An 18,867-nucleotide genomic window follows, 5' to 3' on the forward strand; every position below is an offset into this window, starting at 1 on the left:
GGTTTACGGCTTTTTTGATCGGGTATTATAAGAATAAATTGCTCCTTTATTTTATCCGCTTTTGGACACGCTATGAATGGGTGATAACGATGAAGGCAACTGAATTGGAAACGAAGCGCTTTGATAAGGCGTTGGACGAAATACTTGATTTGTTTAACAATCTTGAGGAAGATAAACCTGTAATTCAATTTGATGCCGACGTCCTCGAGAATATTGAGCGTGCTAAAATCAAATACGGCAGTGACATGGTCGATGAAAAAATCAATACAGTTGTACACGAAATGCTTTCCTGGCTCGACCTGGAGGATGTTAAAATAGATGAAGAAGAAGACGGAAAAGTAGAGGAAGATGATGGTGAAGAATGATGTTGGAAATGGTTGATTGGCAGATGATGATATGTCAATATATACCAAGTTCAATCAAAACGATGTAATTAGGGGGAATTTTAATGAAAGGTGTAACTGTATTACAGTCAGGCGGTTCAAACCAGATGGAACTGGCTGATTTGTCAGTGCCGGAATCTGGCCAGGATGATTTGCTTATCAAGGTTCATTCTGCAGCTGTGAACAGGACAGATATCATGACGCGGGAAGGTAAAGCAGGATATGCCGTTAACCCGATCCTGGGTGTTGAAGTGGCTGGAACGGTCGTTGAAGCAGCCGGCAGTGGGTCTTTCTCTGCTGGTGATAGGGTTATGGGGCTTGTGAACGGTGGTGGATATGCCGAATATGCAGTTATGCCGGCTAATCGCGCCATGAAAATTCCGGATTCTATATCATCTGCGGAAGCGGCTGCTATACCGGAAGTATTTCTGACAGCCTATCAAACATTATTTTGGATCGGTAAATTGCAGAAACAGGAAGCGGTCCTGATCCATGCAGGTGCAAGCGGCGTAGGGACAGCCGCCATTCAGCTCGCCAAACAGCTGTCTGATGCCAAGGTGATTGTCACTGCCGGCTCCAGAAGGAAACTAGATTTTTGTCGTGAACTCGGTGCCGATATCCTGATCAATTACAAAGAGCAATCATTTGATGAAGAAGTTTTAAAGGCAACTGATGGCAGAGGCACCGATCTGATCCTTGACTTTATTGGAGCCGATTACTGGGATAAAAATCTTGCCAGTATTAAACATGAAGGGCGCTGGGTTCTGATTGGTGTTCTCGGCGGAAGTGAACTGTCGAAGGTAAACTTAATGCCGATTATGTCCAAGTACATTCAGCTGACAGGAACATTACTGACCCCAAGAAGTGATTCATACAAAGCTGAACTGAGCAAAGATTTTGCAGAGGTCGTGACACCTTATCTGGAACAGGGAAAAATCCGGCCGGTGGTTGACAGTACCTTTCCGGTTGAAAAGGTGCACGAAGCCCATCAGCATATGGAAGACAATCAAAATATCGGGAAAATTATTCTAAATATCGCATCCGCTGAAGCATAAAAAAGAGGAATTTCCCTTTAGGACCGTAAGCCTTATATGTCAGGTTTACGGTTTTTTAGGAAGTGATACGAATAATAGTTCTCGTCGGAGGATGGCGTCATGAACCATTTGCTTGCAAGAGCGGCGCAAACTGGTCAAAAACTTGAAATGATCTATCTGGATGCTGATCATCATACGAGTTACAGAATAATTCGCATTCTCGGCTTCAATGCGGACAAAATCACGGCATATTGTTTCACTCGGGAGCAAATACGAACGTTCAAAAAAGACAGCATATTGTCAATCGGACCGATCTGGAAAAGAAGATTAGGGGCATAGTGAAGCAGGCAAAACATTAATATTAAAGGCAGAGGAAAGATAGAGAGAGATGACAATATTTTTTGATGAAGGCTGCCGCTTTAATTTCTGGTTATTGCAACCGGTCAAATCGACAGCATTTTGCAGTAATTCTTATCATACGCTTGTGTGAATACCTCTAACCGATTTAATTTCAGACTAAACCTGCAAAATCAGCAAATAACAAATTTTCGAAAGAGTACATTTACTGGTAACATTAATTTGTGATAGAATAATAGAAATATTTAGGGAGGGGAATACGAGTGATTCGAAAAAAGTGGAAATTCATTAGCGTCTTTTTGATTCTATTCGGACTCATCAGCCTGTTGGCAGCTTGTGGATCGGGCGGGGATGGAGAAGGATCCGATGACGGTAATGAATTGAATGATACTTACACTGTTGCAACCGACTCATCATTTGTTCCATTTGAATTTGAAGAAGATGGTGAATATGTCGGCTTTGATATTGACTTGATCAATGCCATTGCTGATGAAGCAGGATTTGATATTGAACTTGAAGTAACCAATTTCGATGGTATCATTCCAGGTCTGCAGACAGGATCGTTTGATATTGCAATTGCCGGGATCAGCATTACTGAGGAACGGGCAGAGAAGATTGATTATAGTGACCCGTATTATGAGTCGGGTCTGGCAATTGGGGTTCCCAGTGATAATAACGACATTCAGGATTTGGAGGATCTCGAGGGGAAAACAATTGCCACAAGACTTGGATCCACGAGTGCAGCATTTATCGATGAAAATATTGAAAACGCTGATCCAAGTCAGTTTGAGCAGCTTGATCAGGCATATTTAGCTGTTGAGAATGGCAGCGCGGATGCTATTCTGTATGATGCCCCCAACGTCAATTACTATATTCAGACAACTGGTGACGAATTAAAAGTCGTCGGGGATTTATATCAGGCTGAAGATTACGGTATTGCTATTTCCAAAGGACAGGAAGAATTGGTGTCAGCCATCAATGATGCTCTGGCAGAATTAAAGGAGAATGGCACATACGATGAAATCTATGAAGAATGGTTCGGTGAAAAGCCCGAATAGCCATAAGGAAAATGTATGATAATCAAAAACCCGGAAGAACTAAGGCTTATCGCCATTAGTATTGATAGGCCTTAGTTTTTCTATTTGGCGGATAGGATGTACTAAAACTTTCCTATGCACAAGTGCAAGGAAGGCTTTCGCCACAAAAGCTTTGCGATATAAAGAGGTGATCGAATGATAGGGAGATTTAATTGGGCAGGCATTGTTGATTTTCTGCCCCAGTTATTGACCGGGCTGTATTATACATTATTAATATCGGTTGTCGGGCTTGTGATCGGATTTATTTTAGGTGGGGTATTTGGACTTGGACGTATTTCGAAAAGGAAAACCATTCAAGGTATATCCACGGTATATATCGAAATCATACGCGGAACCCCGGTACTGGTGCAGGCTATTTGGATTTATTATGCTCTTCCGCTTATCATCGGGTTTGAGTTGGAATCGATAACAGCGGGTATTATCGTGATTGCATTGAACTCAGGAGCCTATATTGCGGAAATTGTACGTGGTGCAGTCCAATCGATTGACAAGGGGCAAATGGAAGCAGGTAGATCGCTTGGGCTTAATCATGGACAAGCTATGCGGTATATCATTTGGCCTCAGGCATTTAAACGGATGATCCCGCCGCTTGGTAACCAGTTTATCATCAGTATTAAAGATACCTCGCTTTTATCTGTCATCCTTGTTCCGGAACTGATATTCCAGGGACGTTTGATTGCAGCAAATCATTTTAATGCCGTTGAGATCTACACAACGGTTGCTGCCTTCTACCTTGTTATTACATTGACATTATCCTTTGTCCTGCAGCGAATGGAAAGGAGGCTGGATATTCAATGATTGAAGTGAAAGATTTGCATAAGAAATTCGGTGATACAGAAGTTTTAAAAGGAATCGATTGTGTAATCGAGCCATCAGAAGTTGTTTGTGTCATTGGCCCGAGCGGATCCGGGAAAAGCACATTCCTTCGCTGTTTAAACATGCTGGAGCCAATCACAAGCGGTGAGGTCATCGTAGACGGATACAATTTGAACAATCCTAAGACTGATATCAATATGGTGCGCACAGAAGTGGGGATGGTATTTCAGCAATTCAACCTTTTCCCGCACAAAAAAGTGATTGAAAATCTTATGCTTGCACCGCAAAAAGTACGTAAAATAACGGATGAGGAAGCACGCAAACGCTGTATGGATTTGCTGGAAAAAGTCGGTTTGGCGGATAAAGCCGAGCAGTATCCGCAGCAGTTGTCGGGCGGGCAGCAGCAGCGTGTGGCCATTGCCCGTGCGTTGGCGATGGAACCGAAAATGATGCTATTTGACGAACCAACTTCCGCACTGGACCCTGAATTGGTCGGAGAGGTGCTGGAAGTCATGAAACAGCTGGCCAATGAAGGGATGACGATGTTCGTCGTCACACATGAGATGGGGTTTGCCCGTGAAGTGGGCGACCGGGTTCTGTTCATGGATGAAGGGGTTATTGTTGAAGAAGGTACGCCTGACCAATTGTTTTCCAACCCCCAATCAGAGCGGACACAGGAGTTTCTAAATAAAATTTTATAGCACCCATTAAGGCAGGCGAAACCCGCTTGCCTTTTATTCGTTAAAATAATAATATCATCTAATTCTGTCCCGACGATTTAAACGTCCACTTATTTCCACTTATTTGGGAGCTTTTTTTAATTTGTGCCCGATTATTTTAATCAGACAGGACTTAAACAAGTTTAAACATTATAAATGGTATTTAATCCGTTTTGACGAAAGCGACTATTCTATTTATTCTTAAAAAGAATGTTTTTTTAACAATCCTAGGAGGTGGAATCATCTTAAACAGCGGTAATGGTGTCATGACCAAAACAAAGGAACAGGAAGAAGGACTAGGTTTTCGCAAGCCAACAAAAGATGATGGAGCAGAAGTGTGGGAGCTGATTAAGCATACAGGCGTTCTGGATCTTAATTCATCCTACAGCTATCTCATGTGGTGTGAAATATTTTCTGAAACCTCGATCGTGGTTGAACGAGAAGGGACCATTGTAGGGTTTATCTCAGGATTTATTCATCCCGATCAGCTGGATACGCTGTTTATCTGGCAAGTAGCTGTCGATGAATCGGAGCGAGGCAACGGGCTGGCAACCAGAATGTTATACGAGCTGCTTAAACGGGAGGGCTGTGAAGAAGTCAATTACGTGGAGGCAACTGTTTCCCCGTCAAATACAGCTTCACAGCAATTGTTCAAAGGACTTGCGAAAAAACTTCGTACCAAATGTGTGATTCATGACTATTTTACATCCAATGATTTTCCGAGTGAAGGTCATGAAGATGAACGATTGTTTAAGATTGGGCCTATTCAAAAAGAAAAAATTTTAGTGGAAGGGTGAAATGGTGACAACAACAGTAATTGAAGATGACAAAATGAAAACGTTTGAGGAACTGGAATCAACAGTAAGAAGTTACAGCCGTGGTTGGCCGACCGTTTTTGAAAAAGCTAAAGGTTATAAAATCTGGGATACGGATGGAAAAGAGTATATTGATTTCTTTGCAGGTGCGGGAGCGTTAAATTACGGACATAATGATGAAACCATGCAGGAGAAAATGATTGCATACATCCGTGATAACGGTATTATTCATAGCCTTGATATGGGAACAACGCCGAGAAAAGAGTTTCTTGAACGTTTTAAGGATATTATTCTTACGCCCCGTAACCTTGATTATAAGGTTATGTTTCCAGGACCTACAGGAACGAATTCGGTGGAAAGTGCATTAAAAATTGCCCGGAAAGTGACCGGACGCGACACAGTCATCAGCTTTACGAATGCATTCCATGGCATGACAATCGGCTCACTCTCTGTGACGGCTAATTCCTTTAAACGGCATGGCGCGGGTGTTCCGCTTCATCATTCGGTCTCGATGCCATTTGATGATTATGTGGAAGATCAGGATACCATTGCTTATCTGGAAAGATTTTTGGAAGACAGAGGAAGTGGTGTTGCCCTGCCGGCAGCAATTATTCTGGAAACCGTTCAGGGTGAAGGCGGTATTAACGCAGCCAGCATGGAATGGCTGAAAAAAGTGGATGATCTTTGCAAACGCTGGGATATTTTGCTGATTGTCGATGATGTCCAGGCGGGCTGCGGCAGAACCGGTACATTTTTCAGTTTTGAACCGGCCGGAATTGATCCGGATATCGTCTGCCTGTCCAAATCGATCGGCGGTGTTGGTTTGCCAATGGCGCTTACATTAATCAAATCGGAATATGATCAATGGGGTCCGGGTGAACATAATGGTACATTCCGCGGCAATAATCTGGCGTTTATTGCTGCAACAGAAGCGTTGACCAACTGGGAAACAGATCACTTCAGCAAATCCATTCAGGAAAAGGCAGATGTATTGCGTAAAGGCGTACAGGCGATCATCAGCAAATATCCTGAACTTGATGCTCATCAGCGTGGCAGAGGTCTGATGCAGGGAATCGCCATCGGAAAAGACGATCTCACTGATGATATTTGTGCAGAAGCTTTCCAGCGCGGGCTGATTGTTGAGACATCAGGTCCGAATGATGAAGTTATCAAATTTCTTCCTCCACTTATTATAGATAAGGAAGGTATCGAAAAAGGGCTTGGTATTTTGGATGATAGTATCGGAGCAACTCTTAGTAAATAACTACTTCAGGAAATGAAAGAGGGGACAGCAAATGATAGTCAAATCACTTGAAGATTTAGTTGGAACAGAAGATGAAACATCCGGTGAAAACTGGTCAAGCCGCCGATTTATCCTTAAAAAGGATGGTGTCGGTTTCAGCATGAATGATACAATCATTAAGGCAGGTACTGAAAATTATTTTTGGTATAAAAACCACATCGAAGCGGTTTATTGCATCGAAGGGGAAGGAACCATTGAAAAGATGGAAACCGGCGATGTCTATGATATTAAACCAGGCACGATGTATCTGTTAAATGAACATGATAAGCATATCCTTCGCGCAACAACACAAATGCGCATGGTATGTGTCTTCAATCCGCCGCTTGTCGGAACAGAGACACATAATGAAGAAGGATATTATCCACTGTTGACTGAGTAAGCGAGTCAATTAGCATTTACCCGAGTTATGGTGATTACCCATAATTCGGGTTTTTTACTGGTCCGGAAATTTTCATGTATCCTAAAAATTATATTGACTTTTTCCATGGATATATAGAAACTGAATATAGATTAAATATGGGGATGATGAATTGATGGGGCTGTTGATTGATTACCAGTGGGAAATTTTTATTGTAGCAGAAGTACTGTCAATGGTGGCACTTTTGCTCTTTGGTGTTGTCCGTTACCTGTTGAGCAAGCGGCAGTTGAGCCTGATGTTTTTACTTGTGTTCCTTATCCTGCTCGGAATTGAGGCTTTGCTGGGTATTCTTATTTATCGGGAAACGGGAGAGATTTCCAACTTCCAGATGATCATTACCATTTTTGTTATTTATGCCTGCACATTTGGTATTTATGATTTTAAGAAACTGGATCGGTGGATGCGGAAGACAATTAGCAGATGGCGCGGCGTGGAACTGTTAACTGAAAAAGATTATCGCATCATGGAAAGGAATAAAGATCCCAAGTTTATAGCGCGAAAGTACCGTTGGAGTTCCACAGCGCATTTAGTCGTATTTGTCGTAGTACAGAGTATTTTTTGGGCTTACGGAACGGATAGTTTTGGTGAAATGCTGGGGTATTTAACTGATTTTTCATGGATTGAATCGGGCACTGCAGCAGATTCACCGTATGCGAATGAAACGGTTTATGGCATTGGCATGCTCTGGGGAATCATTTTTGCTGTCGATTTTCTATATTCATGGTCGTATACGTTATTTCCATACAGTCCGAAGAAATGAAACCCTGGTTGCTTAATAGAACATAGCCATTGGATCGATCAATATTGATACTCAAAACAAGGGAAAATGCGCGTGCTTTGAAATCATGCTAGAGCGCTCGTCTAGTCCCATGTCAAAGACGGGCAGCAAGATTCCAGCCTGAAGACCTGAGATGATACCAGGAAGATAAGTGGTGATCGACTGCCCGACAGCCAAGTTAGTCATTTCCTATGCGTCGTAATTTCGATTCAATTAACATTCAGCGGGGCTAGAACGCCTCGTTGAATGAAATGTTACTTTATCTATCCCGTACAGTATCCATGGGGAAGGCAGCTCAAACTGATGACTCAAAGGAAGTGACTGTGCTTCCTCTTTAGTTAAATCCATCCATATGTAAGTTTCATCATCTGTTTGTTGTGCCAGCCTCCGGTAATCATTGGCAATCGTCTCCCATAACCCCTGCTGTGATACAATGTCGTTCCATGGATAAACAGCATGCAAGTAATGATGTTTCTTCTGATCATATTTTGTAATCAGGAAACGTGTTCCAGATTCGTTCTCATAAAAGGACCACTGCATCAAGTCATGATCCTGAAATAAATCCGGTGAGCCGGGGAAGGGATAATAGCATTCATACGGAAAAATGGATGCTGATTTAATGTACAGCCTGTTTATCCATTCCTGTTTGCGCTGCAGATCTGTAACAGGCCACCATGGTTCAGAGCCCGATTCAAGTAATGAAATATCCTTTGTAATCGCACCGTGCAAGGTCGTATAAGCAGACAGGCCTATTTTCTCCAAAACACGCCGGGCTGAACCATTATCCTCCTGAGTGTTGGCCCCCGCCCAATGAATATTGTTCAGCTGAAACACCTGGTTCAAAACATAGCTCACAAGTTCGGTTGAATACCCGTTTCCCGTAAAACGACGATCACTTCTTAAACGTCCGAGCATGGCATAACTGCCCGCATAAATTGAATATCCGCTCAGACTGACCAACTGACCATCAAGGAATAATCCATATAACCGGTTATTTCCAGTTACAAGCCTGTCAAATATATGTTTTATATAGTCAAATTCAATCCCTGTATCCATTACTTCCAGATGAGGATAATCATTACTGTGCAGAACCCGGATTGTTTTCTTCATATCTCGAACACTCCCAGATCATTTTTTCGGTACAACCATCCGAGAAAACTCCCCCCGACTTAGAAACATGAAGTGAAGGGGGCAGATAACGGAAAGTGGAAACACCGCCACTGAAGGAAGATTATCTTATCTGATTACAGGGTACCATGTCACCGTGTTATCGGGAAATGGTTTAGTTCATGTGGTGAAACATCTAAAAATTCTGCAAGATGATTGCTACGAATGAGATTGCGTTCTATAATGGAAGAAATATCTGAAGCGAAAAAGGAAGTGGTGTCCGTTGCCAATAAATATACCAAAACAATTGCCTGCCAGTGGTGTACTGAAGCAGGAGAAAATTTTTGTCATGGATGAGGATAAAGCCCGAACGCAGGATATTCGTCCGCTAAATATATTAATCTTGAATTTGATGCCTGAAAAAGAACGAACGGAATTGCAGCTATTGCGGTTATTGGGAAACACGCCGCTACAGGTCAATATCACCTTTCTCAGGACTGCAACACACCTGCCGACACACGTAAGCCGGCATCATCTGGAAAATTTTTATAAAACATTTTCAGAGATTCAGAGTCGCCGGTTTGACGGGCTGATCATCACGGGTGCGCCAGTTGAACAGATGGCATTCCAGGACGTGACCTATTGGGATGAACTGACGGACATTATGGATTGGTCTGAAACGAATGTAACCTCGACTTTACATATATGCTGGGGTGCCCAGGCACGTTTATATCACCATTACGGTATTGAAAAATTTGAAATGCATAGGAAGTGCTTTGGCATTTATGAACATCAAATTTCCGATCATACCATCAAACTCGTGCGCGGTTTTGACGACATTTTCCATGCCCCGCATTCCAGGTATACAAATGTATCCAGGGAAGCGATTGAAGAAAATCCGAATCTGACTCTGCTGTCTGTTTCTGAACAAGGTGCACCGTTTATTATCATGTCCAACGATGCTAAAAATATTATGATTACCGGACATCTGGAGTATGATGCAACAACGCTTGCCGAGGAATATGAACGGGATCACAGCAAGGGATTGGATACGGATATACCGGAGAACTATTTTCCGGGTGATGATGTCCATGCACAGCCGCCGCACAAATGGCGTTCACACAGTCACTTGCTGTTCTCGAACTGGCTCAACTATTACGTTTATCAGGAAACGCCGTTTGAGTGGGAATAGACACAAGTATGTGCTGTATGCCTTAGATCATAAGGGCTGCAGCTTTTTTAATCCAGTGGTGATGCGGATATGAATCTGCTGGCATAAGGAAGAATAGCAGCGGCATAGGAAATATCAGCAGGAAGAATGAGAGGAATCAACAGAAGAGGGGAAATATCGACAGAAAAACGAAAGGAATCAACGGAGGAGGGGGGGATCGACAGAATAATAGAGGATATCTGCAGAACGGAGGAAATATCAGGAAACAAATTAATCCAAACCAGTCATCCTTACATGAAAATATCATGTTATATTATAATAGACAGATAGAATCGGTCGTGAAAGGGGAGAGGATCATGAAGTTTTTTCATACCGCAGACTGGCATTTGGGCAAACTCGTTCAGGGCGTGTACATGACAGAGGATCAGCGTTATGTACTGGAACAATTCATAAAGGCGATAGAGGAAGAAAAGCCTGATGCAGTCATTATTGCAGGAGATTTGTACGATCGGGCTGTGCCGCCGACAGAAGCTGTGCACCTGCTGGATGAAGTGCTGGAGACGATTGTTTTGAAGCTGAATACGCCTGTGCTGGCAGTTGCGGGGAATCATGACAGTCCGAGCCGCCTGAACTTTGGCAGCAGGATCATGAAGCAGAACGGTTTTCATATCACCGGGAATTTCACCGGCAATCGGGAGCCTGTAATCCTTCATGATACGCATGGCGAAGTGCATTTCCATTTGGTGCCATACTGTGATCCGAGCGTTGTCCGTACAACATTGGAAGATGAATCGATCCGTACCCATAATGATGCTGCACGGAAAATCACTGAAAACATTCAACAGCATATGGATCCGTGTGCACGTCATGTTTACATAGGACATGCCTTTGTGACCCCGTTTGGCGAAGAAGAAGAGAATACAAGTGAATCGGAACGTCCGCTTTCAATCGGGGGAACGGAGTATGTTGATGCGCACCATTTTTCACCGTTCCATTATACAGCTCTTGGTCACCTCCATCAGGCACATTATGTACTTACAGAAAACATCCGCTATTCAGGCTCCATTTTAAAATATTCCATTTCAGAAGCGCATCATGCGAAAGGATTCCATGTTGTTGAGATAGATGCTGATGGAAACGTCACAGTTGAAAAACGCGCACTTACACCAAGACGAGACATCCGACGTGTAGAGGAAACATTGGAGAATTTGCTTCACCAGCCGGTTAATGATGACTATGTGTTTGTACGTCTATTGGATGAGACACCTGTTCTTTCACCGATGGAACGGATCCGATCGGTTTATCCCAATGCAATGCATGTGGAACGCGGAAATGCCATGTTACCGACTGAGCATGCTGAATTCAGCAACCGGAAGAGCCGAAGTGAAATGAGTGATCTGGATCTTTTCAAAGCCTTTTATAAAGAAGTGAAAGGCCATGATGCATCAGAGGATACGGAAACGATTTTTAAAGAAGTATTTGAGGAACTTTTAAAAGAAGAAAATGAAACGAACACAAAACGAAAAGAAACGATAGTGAACTAGAACGGAGAGGGGGGATATACGTTGAGACCATTGAAGTTGACCATGACAGCATTCGGGCCGTATAAGCGTACCGAGACGATTGATTTTAACGAGCTCGATCAGTACAATCTATTCGTCATATCAGGGAATACCGGATCAGGCAAGACAACGATTTTTGATGGCATCTGTTTTGCCTTGTACGGCAGTGCCAGCGGAACGGACCGGGAAGATAACCGGATGCTGCGCAGTGATTTTGCCGCGGATGATACGCATACAGCCATCGAACTGGAATTTGAAATCAATGACAGACACTATCGTATTCTACGGCAGCCGGGACATGTAAAAAAGGGAAACAAGTCCAAGACCGGTGAGCGTTATGAGTTTTATGAAAAAATGGATGGCAGGGAAGTTCCGTGTGTGGACCGGCAAATTGTTTCTGAAATTGATAAAAAAGTTGAAGAGATTATCGGCCTGACGCAAGATCAGTTTAAGCAGATTGTCATGCTGCCGCAGGGTGAATTCCGTAAACTATTGACATCACAAACGGAAAATAAAGAAGCCATTTTGCGCAGACTGTTCAAAACAGAAAGCTATAACCAGATCAATCTGCTCCTCCGGGACAGAAAAAACCGTGTTGATCAAACCTTTAAACAGGCACAGCAGATGCTGGATCATTATATTCAAAGCATCTATACCGCATTGCCGGAGCGGAAAGAGTCTGAACTGTTCAATCTACTTTCTGACGAATTCTATAATATCAATCAAATCGCTTCTTGCCTTGATGCAGAAATAGCGTATTATACAGAGCAAATTTCGATCGACGAGCAAAAATATCAGGATGCCTATCAAAAACATGACAGAAAGCAAACTGAGCTGCATCAGGCAAAAGCGTTGAATGACCAGTTTGCCGATTTGGACAAAAAACGGAATGACCTTGAAGAACTAAAAAAACAGGTGCCAGCGTACACTGAAAAAGAAAAGCACCTGGAAGACGCCGAGCAGGCCAGTCATCTGGAAATTTATGAAAAACAGACTGCTGACTGGAAACAGGATGAAAAAATAAAGACCGAATTTTTACACCAAGCGAAAAGCACCGACGAAGATGCCAAAAGGAAGCTTGAACAGGCCGAATATGTCTACCGGCAGGAAGAACATAAAAAAAGTGAACGGGAAGAAGCAGGCAGACAGCTGGAGAGGTTAAAAGGATATTTACCGACTGTGAAGGAATTGGATCAGCGGAAAAATGATCTGGAAACACTTGCGCAAAAAGGTAAAAAGGCTGCCGAAGATTTGCAAAACGTGAAAAAAGACCTTCAGAAAAAAACGGAGGAGACTGAAGCATATGATAAGAAAATAACCGAAATTGATCAAGCTGTCACCCAACTGCCTGAAAAACAGCAGGCGCGAACGAATATGCAGGAACAGTATAAGGCTGTAAATGCTTATTTGAACCTTCAGACAAAGTATTCCTCCCTAAAGCAGGATGTTGAACGAAAAGAAACATCTTTTTTGACCGTACAAAAGGCATACAGAGAAAAGGAACATATCTGGCTGAATAATCAGGCTGTCATTCTCGCCGATCACTTGCATGATGGGGAAGCTTGTCCTGTTTGCGGAAGCAACGAACATCCTCATAAAGCAAATAATCAGGGAGAAGTAATATCACGCAGCGAGCTCACTTCTCTGAAAAAAGAACTGGATAATAAAGAGAAGCTATACAGGGAAGCTGCTGCTGAAGTGAAATCGAAAGCCAAAGAGTTAACGGAAAAGGAACAGGAACTTGTCGATAACGGGATTAAGAAGGGTGATGCAGCATCCCTCAAGGAACACTTGCTGCAAAAAGGAACAAAACTAAAGCGTGAAGTGGAATTTCTGGAAAAACAGCGTGAGGAACTGAAACAATATAAAGCGGATCACAAAAAAGCAAAAGAAGAACAGAAGCGCTTGGAAACCAAAAAAGAACAGCTGGATAAAACTTATCAGGATCTTCAGTCTGACTATCGGGCGGCCAGCGAAGTCTATAAAGAAAAATTGCGAACCATCCCGGAAGACGTACAAACAGTTGCGGCGTTGGAAAAGCAAATCGAATCGATCGAGCTGCACAAAACAAAGCTCGAAAAAGCCTGGGATGATGCACAGCAGCAGCTAAATCAGGCAAAAGAATTGAGCACCAAGGCTGGTGCTGACCTCAAACATGCCCAAAAGCAGCTGAACGAAACGAAGGAAAAACGCACGAAAGCCGAGCAGCAATTTCAGCAAGCATTATCTGAAGCAAAGTTCGAAACAGAAGAGGCCTATCATACAGCAAAAATGCCTGCAGCAGAACGGCAGAAGTGGAAGGATACGATTCGTCGGTTTAACGAAAATCTGTCCGCCAAAAAACAGCAAGTAAATGACCTCTCCGAAATACTCAAGCATAAAGAGCGTGTTAATTTGTCCCGATTGCAGGAAGAATTGGAAATGCTGAAGCAAGCCTATGAACAGGCATATAAAGCATTAAATCAGTCTAAAGATTACAAACATCAGGCTTCCAATATCAGAGGAAATCTCATGCAAGCCCATGAACAAGTCGCCGATCGGGAAAAAGAACTGGCAGCCATTACGGATTTATACGATGTTTTACGTGGCCAAAACAATCAAAAAATTTCTTTTGAACGATACCTGCAGATCGAATATTTGGAGCGGATTATTGAAGCGGCAAATGGGCGCCTTAAACGTTTGTCTAATGGGCAGTTTTATCTGATGCGAAGTGAACGTCAGGAGTCCCACGGCAGACAAAGCGGTCTTGCACTTGATGTATATGACGCCTACACAGGGCAGACGCGCGATGTCAAAACATTGTCAGGGGGGGAAAAATTTAATGCATCACTATGTCTTGCATTAGGCATGTCCGATGTGATCCAGAGCTTTCAGGGCAACATCTCGATGGATACGATGTTCATCGATGAAGGCTTTGGAACTTTAGACGAAGAGTCCTTGAATAAAGCCATTGATACACTTATTGATTTGCAGCAGTCAGGCAGGATGATCGGTGTAATCTCGCACGTACAGGACCTCAAAACGATGTTCCCGGCAAGATTGGATGTTATCAAAACGAAAGAAGGACACAGCAGGACACAATTTCAGGTGAAGTGAAGAAGAAAATGAGCTCGGCCTGGAACAGGTGATAGCTTATATTTGACACAATAGTTCCAAACATTCTTTAAGGGGCCTTCTACCCGATGAAGGCTGATGGCTAGTCTTTTATTTATGATGACATGGATAAAAAAACAGAAAGAACCGCAAACGTTTAAACATTTGCGGTTCACGATGATGTATTTGATAGGCGATTTTGATACATCTCGAGATTCTTCGTGCATGGTTTAGCCCAAGCATTCCCTGAATTTCAGATTTTGTCATCAAAAACCCCCAGTGTTCAGAGGTGACCCAAAATTCGATTTTTACTCGAACTTTTGGGCTGCAGTACACGCTCACGATAAGAACACCGGGGATTACATGAAGTTATTCAGTTAGTTGTTCTTTGGCCCTTTGCCATTGTTTCCGTTATTCCCTTGGTTGCCTTTGAATTTCCCTTTTGCTTTACCTTGTGGTCCCATCACAACATCCTCTGTTACATTACCAACACTGTCGGTAGCTGTAACGGTTACAACTTGACTAGGGTGAATGCCTTCTAGTTCAAGTTCGTTTTCATCCGTTACAATGATTGGTTCATTATGATCAATTTGAACTTCCCATTCGTCAATTCCATTAGCATCGGATACTGCCAGCGATACTTCACGTTGACCGCGGTTTATGTCCGCCTCTACTTCCGGTCCGGCGGTATCCAAGGAGATTGGAAGTTCAATAGATTGCTGCTCTGCACCATCAAAGTCAATGACTGCTTCAGCCTGCAGGAAGTATTGACCATCCGGGGCAGATTCTCCATTAATAGTTCCATCCCATGTTCGCTCCGGATCAAGGGAGTAAGCTGGGGCAAGACCGCTATCATAATAGTTTTTCCGTACGTAGCTTTCTTCTGTTAATGTTTCGACTACATTTCCGTCAGCATCTAATACATTAAAGTTAACCGACTCAGCATTTCTTAGGAAAGAAACAACCAGCAATGCATCATCCAGCTCGCCATCACCATTCGGGGAGATGACAGCCTTTTCTTCAAAGAACCCATAGTTTTCATCGCCGAGATCTGTCGCAATACCAGTCATGTCATAGTAAGAATTTTCATCCGCTGTATCAAAGATAGGGGCCTCATCCCATTCACCTTTGAAACCGGCATATGGAACAGTCAGTGTTGGATGAACATCAGTTGGATCTGTTAAGGTTACAAAACCTTCCAGCCAATAGCCATTGGTAAAAATAGCATTCAAGTCTCCATTCCAATCATTGACATCAATGGTTACGTCAAATGTCACGGTACCATTTGCAGGCACCTCTACCGTATTATCAACAGTTGCTGCATCATCCAGTTCCGTTGCCGGGAATAAGTTTGGTGCAGTTACTAAAACGCCTCCACCATCGACCGGTGAATCTGTCTGTGCATTCGCTTCTACTTCATACGTGACAGCTTCATCTGTGAAGTTTTCAGCCGTTAATTCAAAACTGACGACATCTTCTGTTATTTCTTTCAATGCGACCTTTGCTTCACCTGTCTCGGATTCTGTAACCATTACAGGTGTTGACAATGCGGCATGCAATTGCATCATTCCGGAACCTTGACGGCGAGGAGAGACGGGTGCACCTTCAAAGTCGACCGTTTTGCCAGTGTTCATCATTATATTTTTGGCCAGATTGACACGATCAGCACCTTCATAGTCGAATTCCTGATCAATACGTTCGAGTACTAATGCACCACCGCCTGAAATATGTGGAGCAGCCATTGATGTGCCACTTTTAATGCCATACTCACCATTATTTAACGTCGAATATATTTGCCCGCCTGGTGCTGTGATTTCCGGTTTAAAATCGAGGTTTGGTGTTAATCCCCAAGATGAGAAATCACTCATTTGTTCTGCATCCGGATTTACAATCGATGTTGTTTCACCATGAAAGGACACGCTCACATCCTGGCCGTCAGCAATCGCCTCCGCAAGCAGATCCCCATCTGATTTTGATAAGAACAGCTGCGGGATCACAACTTCTGGATCAGATGCCATATGGACCATGCCATCTTCATTGTTATAAACAAAAATGCCAGCTGCCCCTGCGTCCTGTGCATTCAACGCCTTCGTAACAAAGTCTAATTCTCCGCGCTTAACCAGAGCAAATTTTCCTTCAACATCTTTTCCTTCATAATTTTCCGGATAACCAAGACCTGCTTCTACTAATTCGATGGCACTTCCATCAGTTGGCGGGTCCGCCTGGCTGGCTGATAAGTAACCGGTACTTCCTGTTTCACCATCAACACTGTATTCGAGTGCATCCACTGTCATCAGGTCATTTTCAAAAGATGCAACTTGCAGCGAGTCATCAGCAACACCTGGTGAACCGGCCACACCATAATCAGGATTGGAAGCATATGGATAGAAATATCCATCACCAAACATGGCAGAATTACCGGCAGAAATAGACATTAATACACCATTATCAACGGCTCTTGTTACTGCCTGCTGCTCCGGTGACTCATCGTCTACAAAACCGGCAGTAGAACCCAAGCTCATATTCAACACGTCGGCATCCAGTTTAATTGCATCATCAATTGCCTTTATGTAGACATCACCATAAGTTGACTGGAATTCCGGATCATTGCCGAAGACTTTCAAATTCAACAGTTGTGCTTTCGGAGCAACACCGAGGATTCCACCATTGTCTTTATCTCCATTTGCACCAACTGAACCTGCTACATGTGTCCCGTGGGAAGATGCACCTGGGAAATCATCGGTATATTCATGGTTCTCATCCATGTAGTTATAGCCATATGGAACTTTGTCCGTGTAATAACGGCCTGGCAGCTCTTCTTCTTCAATGGTTCCATTAACATAGTCTTCCGTTAATTTAACGCTCGAGCTGTCAGAAAGCACCATATCCTGGTGTTCATGATCAATACCTGTATCGATGACACCGACGACCATACCTTCTCCTTTGAAATCATAGTCACGCCATGCCTGCTGTGCTTCGACCAATTCCTTGCTGTGCGCCATGTCAGGCTCAGCAATCGGACGTTCATATTCATTGGCAATATAAACCTCTTTAACATTAGGAATGTCTTTAATAGATTCGAAATCTTTGTATGGCACTTTCACACTAAACCCATTGACAACAGTGTCAAATTCCTGCAACGCTTTTGCATTGACATTTTTGCCTTTCATAGTGTCTTTAACAGCTTTTTTCTTTGCCTTTGCTTCATTTATAAATTGTTTTTTCTCAGTGACGCTTAAGTTACCAAACTTAATCCCTTTCTTCGTTGCTTTCTCAATCGGCGCTTCTCCATCGATTTCAACGATTGCACGTACCTCTTTTTCCGGATCAATGGTCGGCTCCAGATTTTCCGGTGTCAGATTTTCTCTTTGAAGATCCCTCTTCTGTACTAGATCACCCGACGCAAATGCAACTTGACTAAATGCCATTAAAAAAATTATAAGTAATACACCAATACGTTTTAGCATGTACTTCCCCCTTATCTTTGTTTTGATCAGTAACTTTTTTCTGTCCGCTCCTTTCTATCAATTCTATTAAAATTATATGACCAATCAATACTTATGATAGATAATTGCAAAAATTTACACAAGGGTAAAAAGTAATAGGCTTAAATACTTAATTACAATATTTTAACAAAGTATTCTGACATAATTAAGAGGGTTCAAAAAATTATCCAGATGAGGCATGTGCTAAAAAGGTATTTTAATTCATGTTTGGTTAAAACTAATATTTAACAAATTTAATTCAAGGAGTGAAAACTGAATGCTGAAATTGGAGACGGGTCTTGAAGGGAAGAAGGCCTATTTTGGTGACGTATACAACATATTCAGGTTCAATGGATATACATTGTGCGGTAACTGGGAGTATGATCGGGGGATGTTTGACATGGTTTTATGCCGGGAAGGAGGCGAAACGATTTATATAAGAGTTCCTTTTCATGTATTGGAAGGAGTACTTGATAGTCCTAAAGCACACATTGAGTTCGGCACACCGTTTGTGATCAAACATGTCGTCAATACAGGTTTGGATTGGGATGAAAGTTCGTTGCTGACGACGACAGGATTTAATCAATTTCAGGATCCTGTTGACAAAGACGGAAATATTATTGATAAAAGTAGATGGGAAGCGGCTGGTGAACAGGAGATAGAGAAAGTAGTCAATTCGATGGGTGAATTGAAAATATCCTGATATTCATTTTTGAGGTCAAGTTTAGG

At 42.7% G+C, this 18,867-nt stretch carries 16 protein-coding genes; 14 read left to right on the forward strand and 2 right to left on the reverse strand.

The window, feature by feature from the left end:
• Positions 1-89: 89 nt before the first annotated feature.
• The 10 genes from BM195_RS03610 (at position 90) to BM195_RS03655 (ending at position 7,702) form a co-directional block, all read left to right on the forward strand.
• Positions 90-365: a hypothetical protein gene (locus BM195_RS03610; protein WP_090233752.1), complete on the forward strand. Its 276-nt coding sequence runs from the start codon at positions 90-92 to the stop codon at positions 363-365.
• Between the two features lie 83 nt (positions 366-448).
• Positions 449-1,438 (forward strand): NAD(P)H-quinone oxidoreductase, encoded by a 990-nt coding sequence (locus BM195_RS03615; protein ID WP_090233754.1) that lies wholly within the window; start codon positions 449-451, stop codon positions 1,436-1,438.
• Positions 1,439-1,537: 99 nt separating this feature from the next.
• Complete coding sequence (locus BM195_RS03620; protein ID WP_090233756.1) at positions 1,538-1,756, forward strand: hypothetical protein; 219 nt, start codon at positions 1,538-1,540, stop codon at positions 1,754-1,756.
• Positions 1,757-2,037: 281 nt separating this feature from the next.
• Positions 2,038-2,832: a transporter substrate-binding domain-containing protein gene (locus BM195_RS03625; protein ID WP_090233758.1), complete on the forward strand. Its 795-nt coding sequence runs from the start codon at positions 2,038-2,040 to the stop codon at positions 2,830-2,832.
• Between the two features lie 174 nt (positions 2,833-3,006).
• On the forward strand, positions 3,007-3,669 hold the full coding sequence (locus BM195_RS03630) for an amino acid ABC transporter permease (RefSeq protein ID WP_090233761.1): 663 nt from the start codon (positions 3,007-3,009) through the stop codon (positions 3,667-3,669).
• Entirely contained in the window at positions 3,666-4,388 is a 723-nt protein-coding gene (locus BM195_RS03635) for an amino acid ABC transporter ATP-binding protein (RefSeq protein ID WP_090233763.1), read from the forward strand. The genes BM195_RS03630 and BM195_RS03635 overlap by 4 nt, the downstream gene beginning before the upstream one ends.
• A gap of 284 nt (positions 4,389-4,672) precedes the next feature.
• The gene (gene ectA / locus BM195_RS03640; RefSeq protein ID WP_090233766.1) at positions 4,673-5,203 is read left to right on the forward strand and encodes a diaminobutyrate acetyltransferase; all 531 of its coding nucleotides are present in this window, start codon (positions 4,673-4,675) and stop codon (positions 5,201-5,203) included.
• A 1-nt stretch (position 5,204) separates the two neighbouring features.
• Positions 5,205-6,485, forward strand: a complete 1,281-nt coding sequence (gene ectB, locus BM195_RS03645) for a diaminobutyrate--2-oxoglutarate transaminase (RefSeq protein ID WP_090233769.1) — start codon at positions 5,205-5,207, stop codon at positions 6,483-6,485.
• 31 nt (positions 6,486-6,516) lie between these two features.
• Positions 6,517-6,903 carry an ectoine synthase gene (locus BM195_RS03650; RefSeq protein ID WP_090233771.1) on the forward strand — a complete coding sequence of 129 codons (387 nt, stop codon included), beginning with the start codon at positions 6,517-6,519 and terminating at the stop codon, positions 6,901-6,903.
• A gap of 154 nt (positions 6,904-7,057) precedes the next feature.
• The gene (locus tag BM195_RS03655; RefSeq protein WP_170848135.1) at positions 7,058-7,702 is read left to right on the forward strand and encodes a hypothetical protein; all 645 of its coding nucleotides are present in this window, start codon (positions 7,058-7,060) and stop codon (positions 7,700-7,702) included.
• 231 nt (positions 7,703-7,933) lie between these two features.
• Here the strand turns inward: BM195_RS03655 and BM195_RS03660 are convergent, their stop codons facing one another.
• Complete coding sequence (locus BM195_RS03660) at positions 7,934-8,830, reverse strand: GNAT family N-acetyltransferase (RefSeq protein ID WP_090233775.1); 897 nt, start codon at positions 8,828-8,830, stop codon at positions 7,934-7,936.
• Positions 8,831-9,110: 280 nt separating this feature from the next.
• On the opposite strand from BM195_RS03660, the gene metA reads away from it, so the two are divergent.
• From metA to BM195_RS03675, 3 genes are all read left to right on the forward strand, one after another.
• Positions 9,111-10,019 carry a homoserine O-acetyltransferase MetA gene (gene metA, locus BM195_RS03665; RefSeq protein WP_090233778.1) on the forward strand — a complete coding sequence of 303 codons (909 nt, stop codon included), beginning with the start codon at positions 9,111-9,113 and terminating at the stop codon, positions 10,017-10,019.
• A gap of 335 nt (positions 10,020-10,354) precedes the next feature.
• Positions 10,355-11,542 (forward strand): exonuclease SbcCD subunit D, encoded by a 1,188-nt coding sequence (locus BM195_RS03670; RefSeq protein ID WP_090233781.1) that lies wholly within the window; start codon positions 10,355-10,357, stop codon positions 11,540-11,542.
• A gap of 21 nt (positions 11,543-11,563) precedes the next feature.
• The gene (locus tag BM195_RS03675) at positions 11,564-14,656 is read left to right on the forward strand and encodes an AAA family ATPase (protein WP_090233783.1); all 3,093 of its coding nucleotides are present in this window, start codon (positions 11,564-11,566) and stop codon (positions 14,654-14,656) included.
• Between the two features lie 374 nt (positions 14,657-15,030).
• Here BM195_RS03675 and BM195_RS03680 read toward each other — a convergent pair whose 3' ends face one another.
• On the reverse strand, positions 15,031-18,120 hold the full coding sequence (locus BM195_RS03680; protein ID WP_090233785.1) for a S8 family serine peptidase: 3,090 nt from the start codon (positions 18,118-18,120) through the stop codon (positions 15,031-15,033).
• Between the two features lie 295 nt (positions 18,121-18,415).
• Here BM195_RS03680 and BM195_RS03685 point away from each other — a divergent pair, with 295 nt between their 5' ends.
• The gene (locus BM195_RS03685) at positions 18,416-18,841 is read left to right on the forward strand and encodes a YugN family protein (RefSeq protein ID WP_090233787.1); all 426 of its coding nucleotides are present in this window, start codon (positions 18,416-18,418) and stop codon (positions 18,839-18,841) included.
• Positions 18,842-18,867 lie beyond the last annotated feature (26 nt).

Source organism: Lentibacillus halodurans (genome assembly GCF_900112045.1).
GTDB classification, from domain to species: Bacteria; Bacillota; Bacilli; order Bacillales; family Amphibacillaceae; genus Lentibacillus; species Lentibacillus halodurans.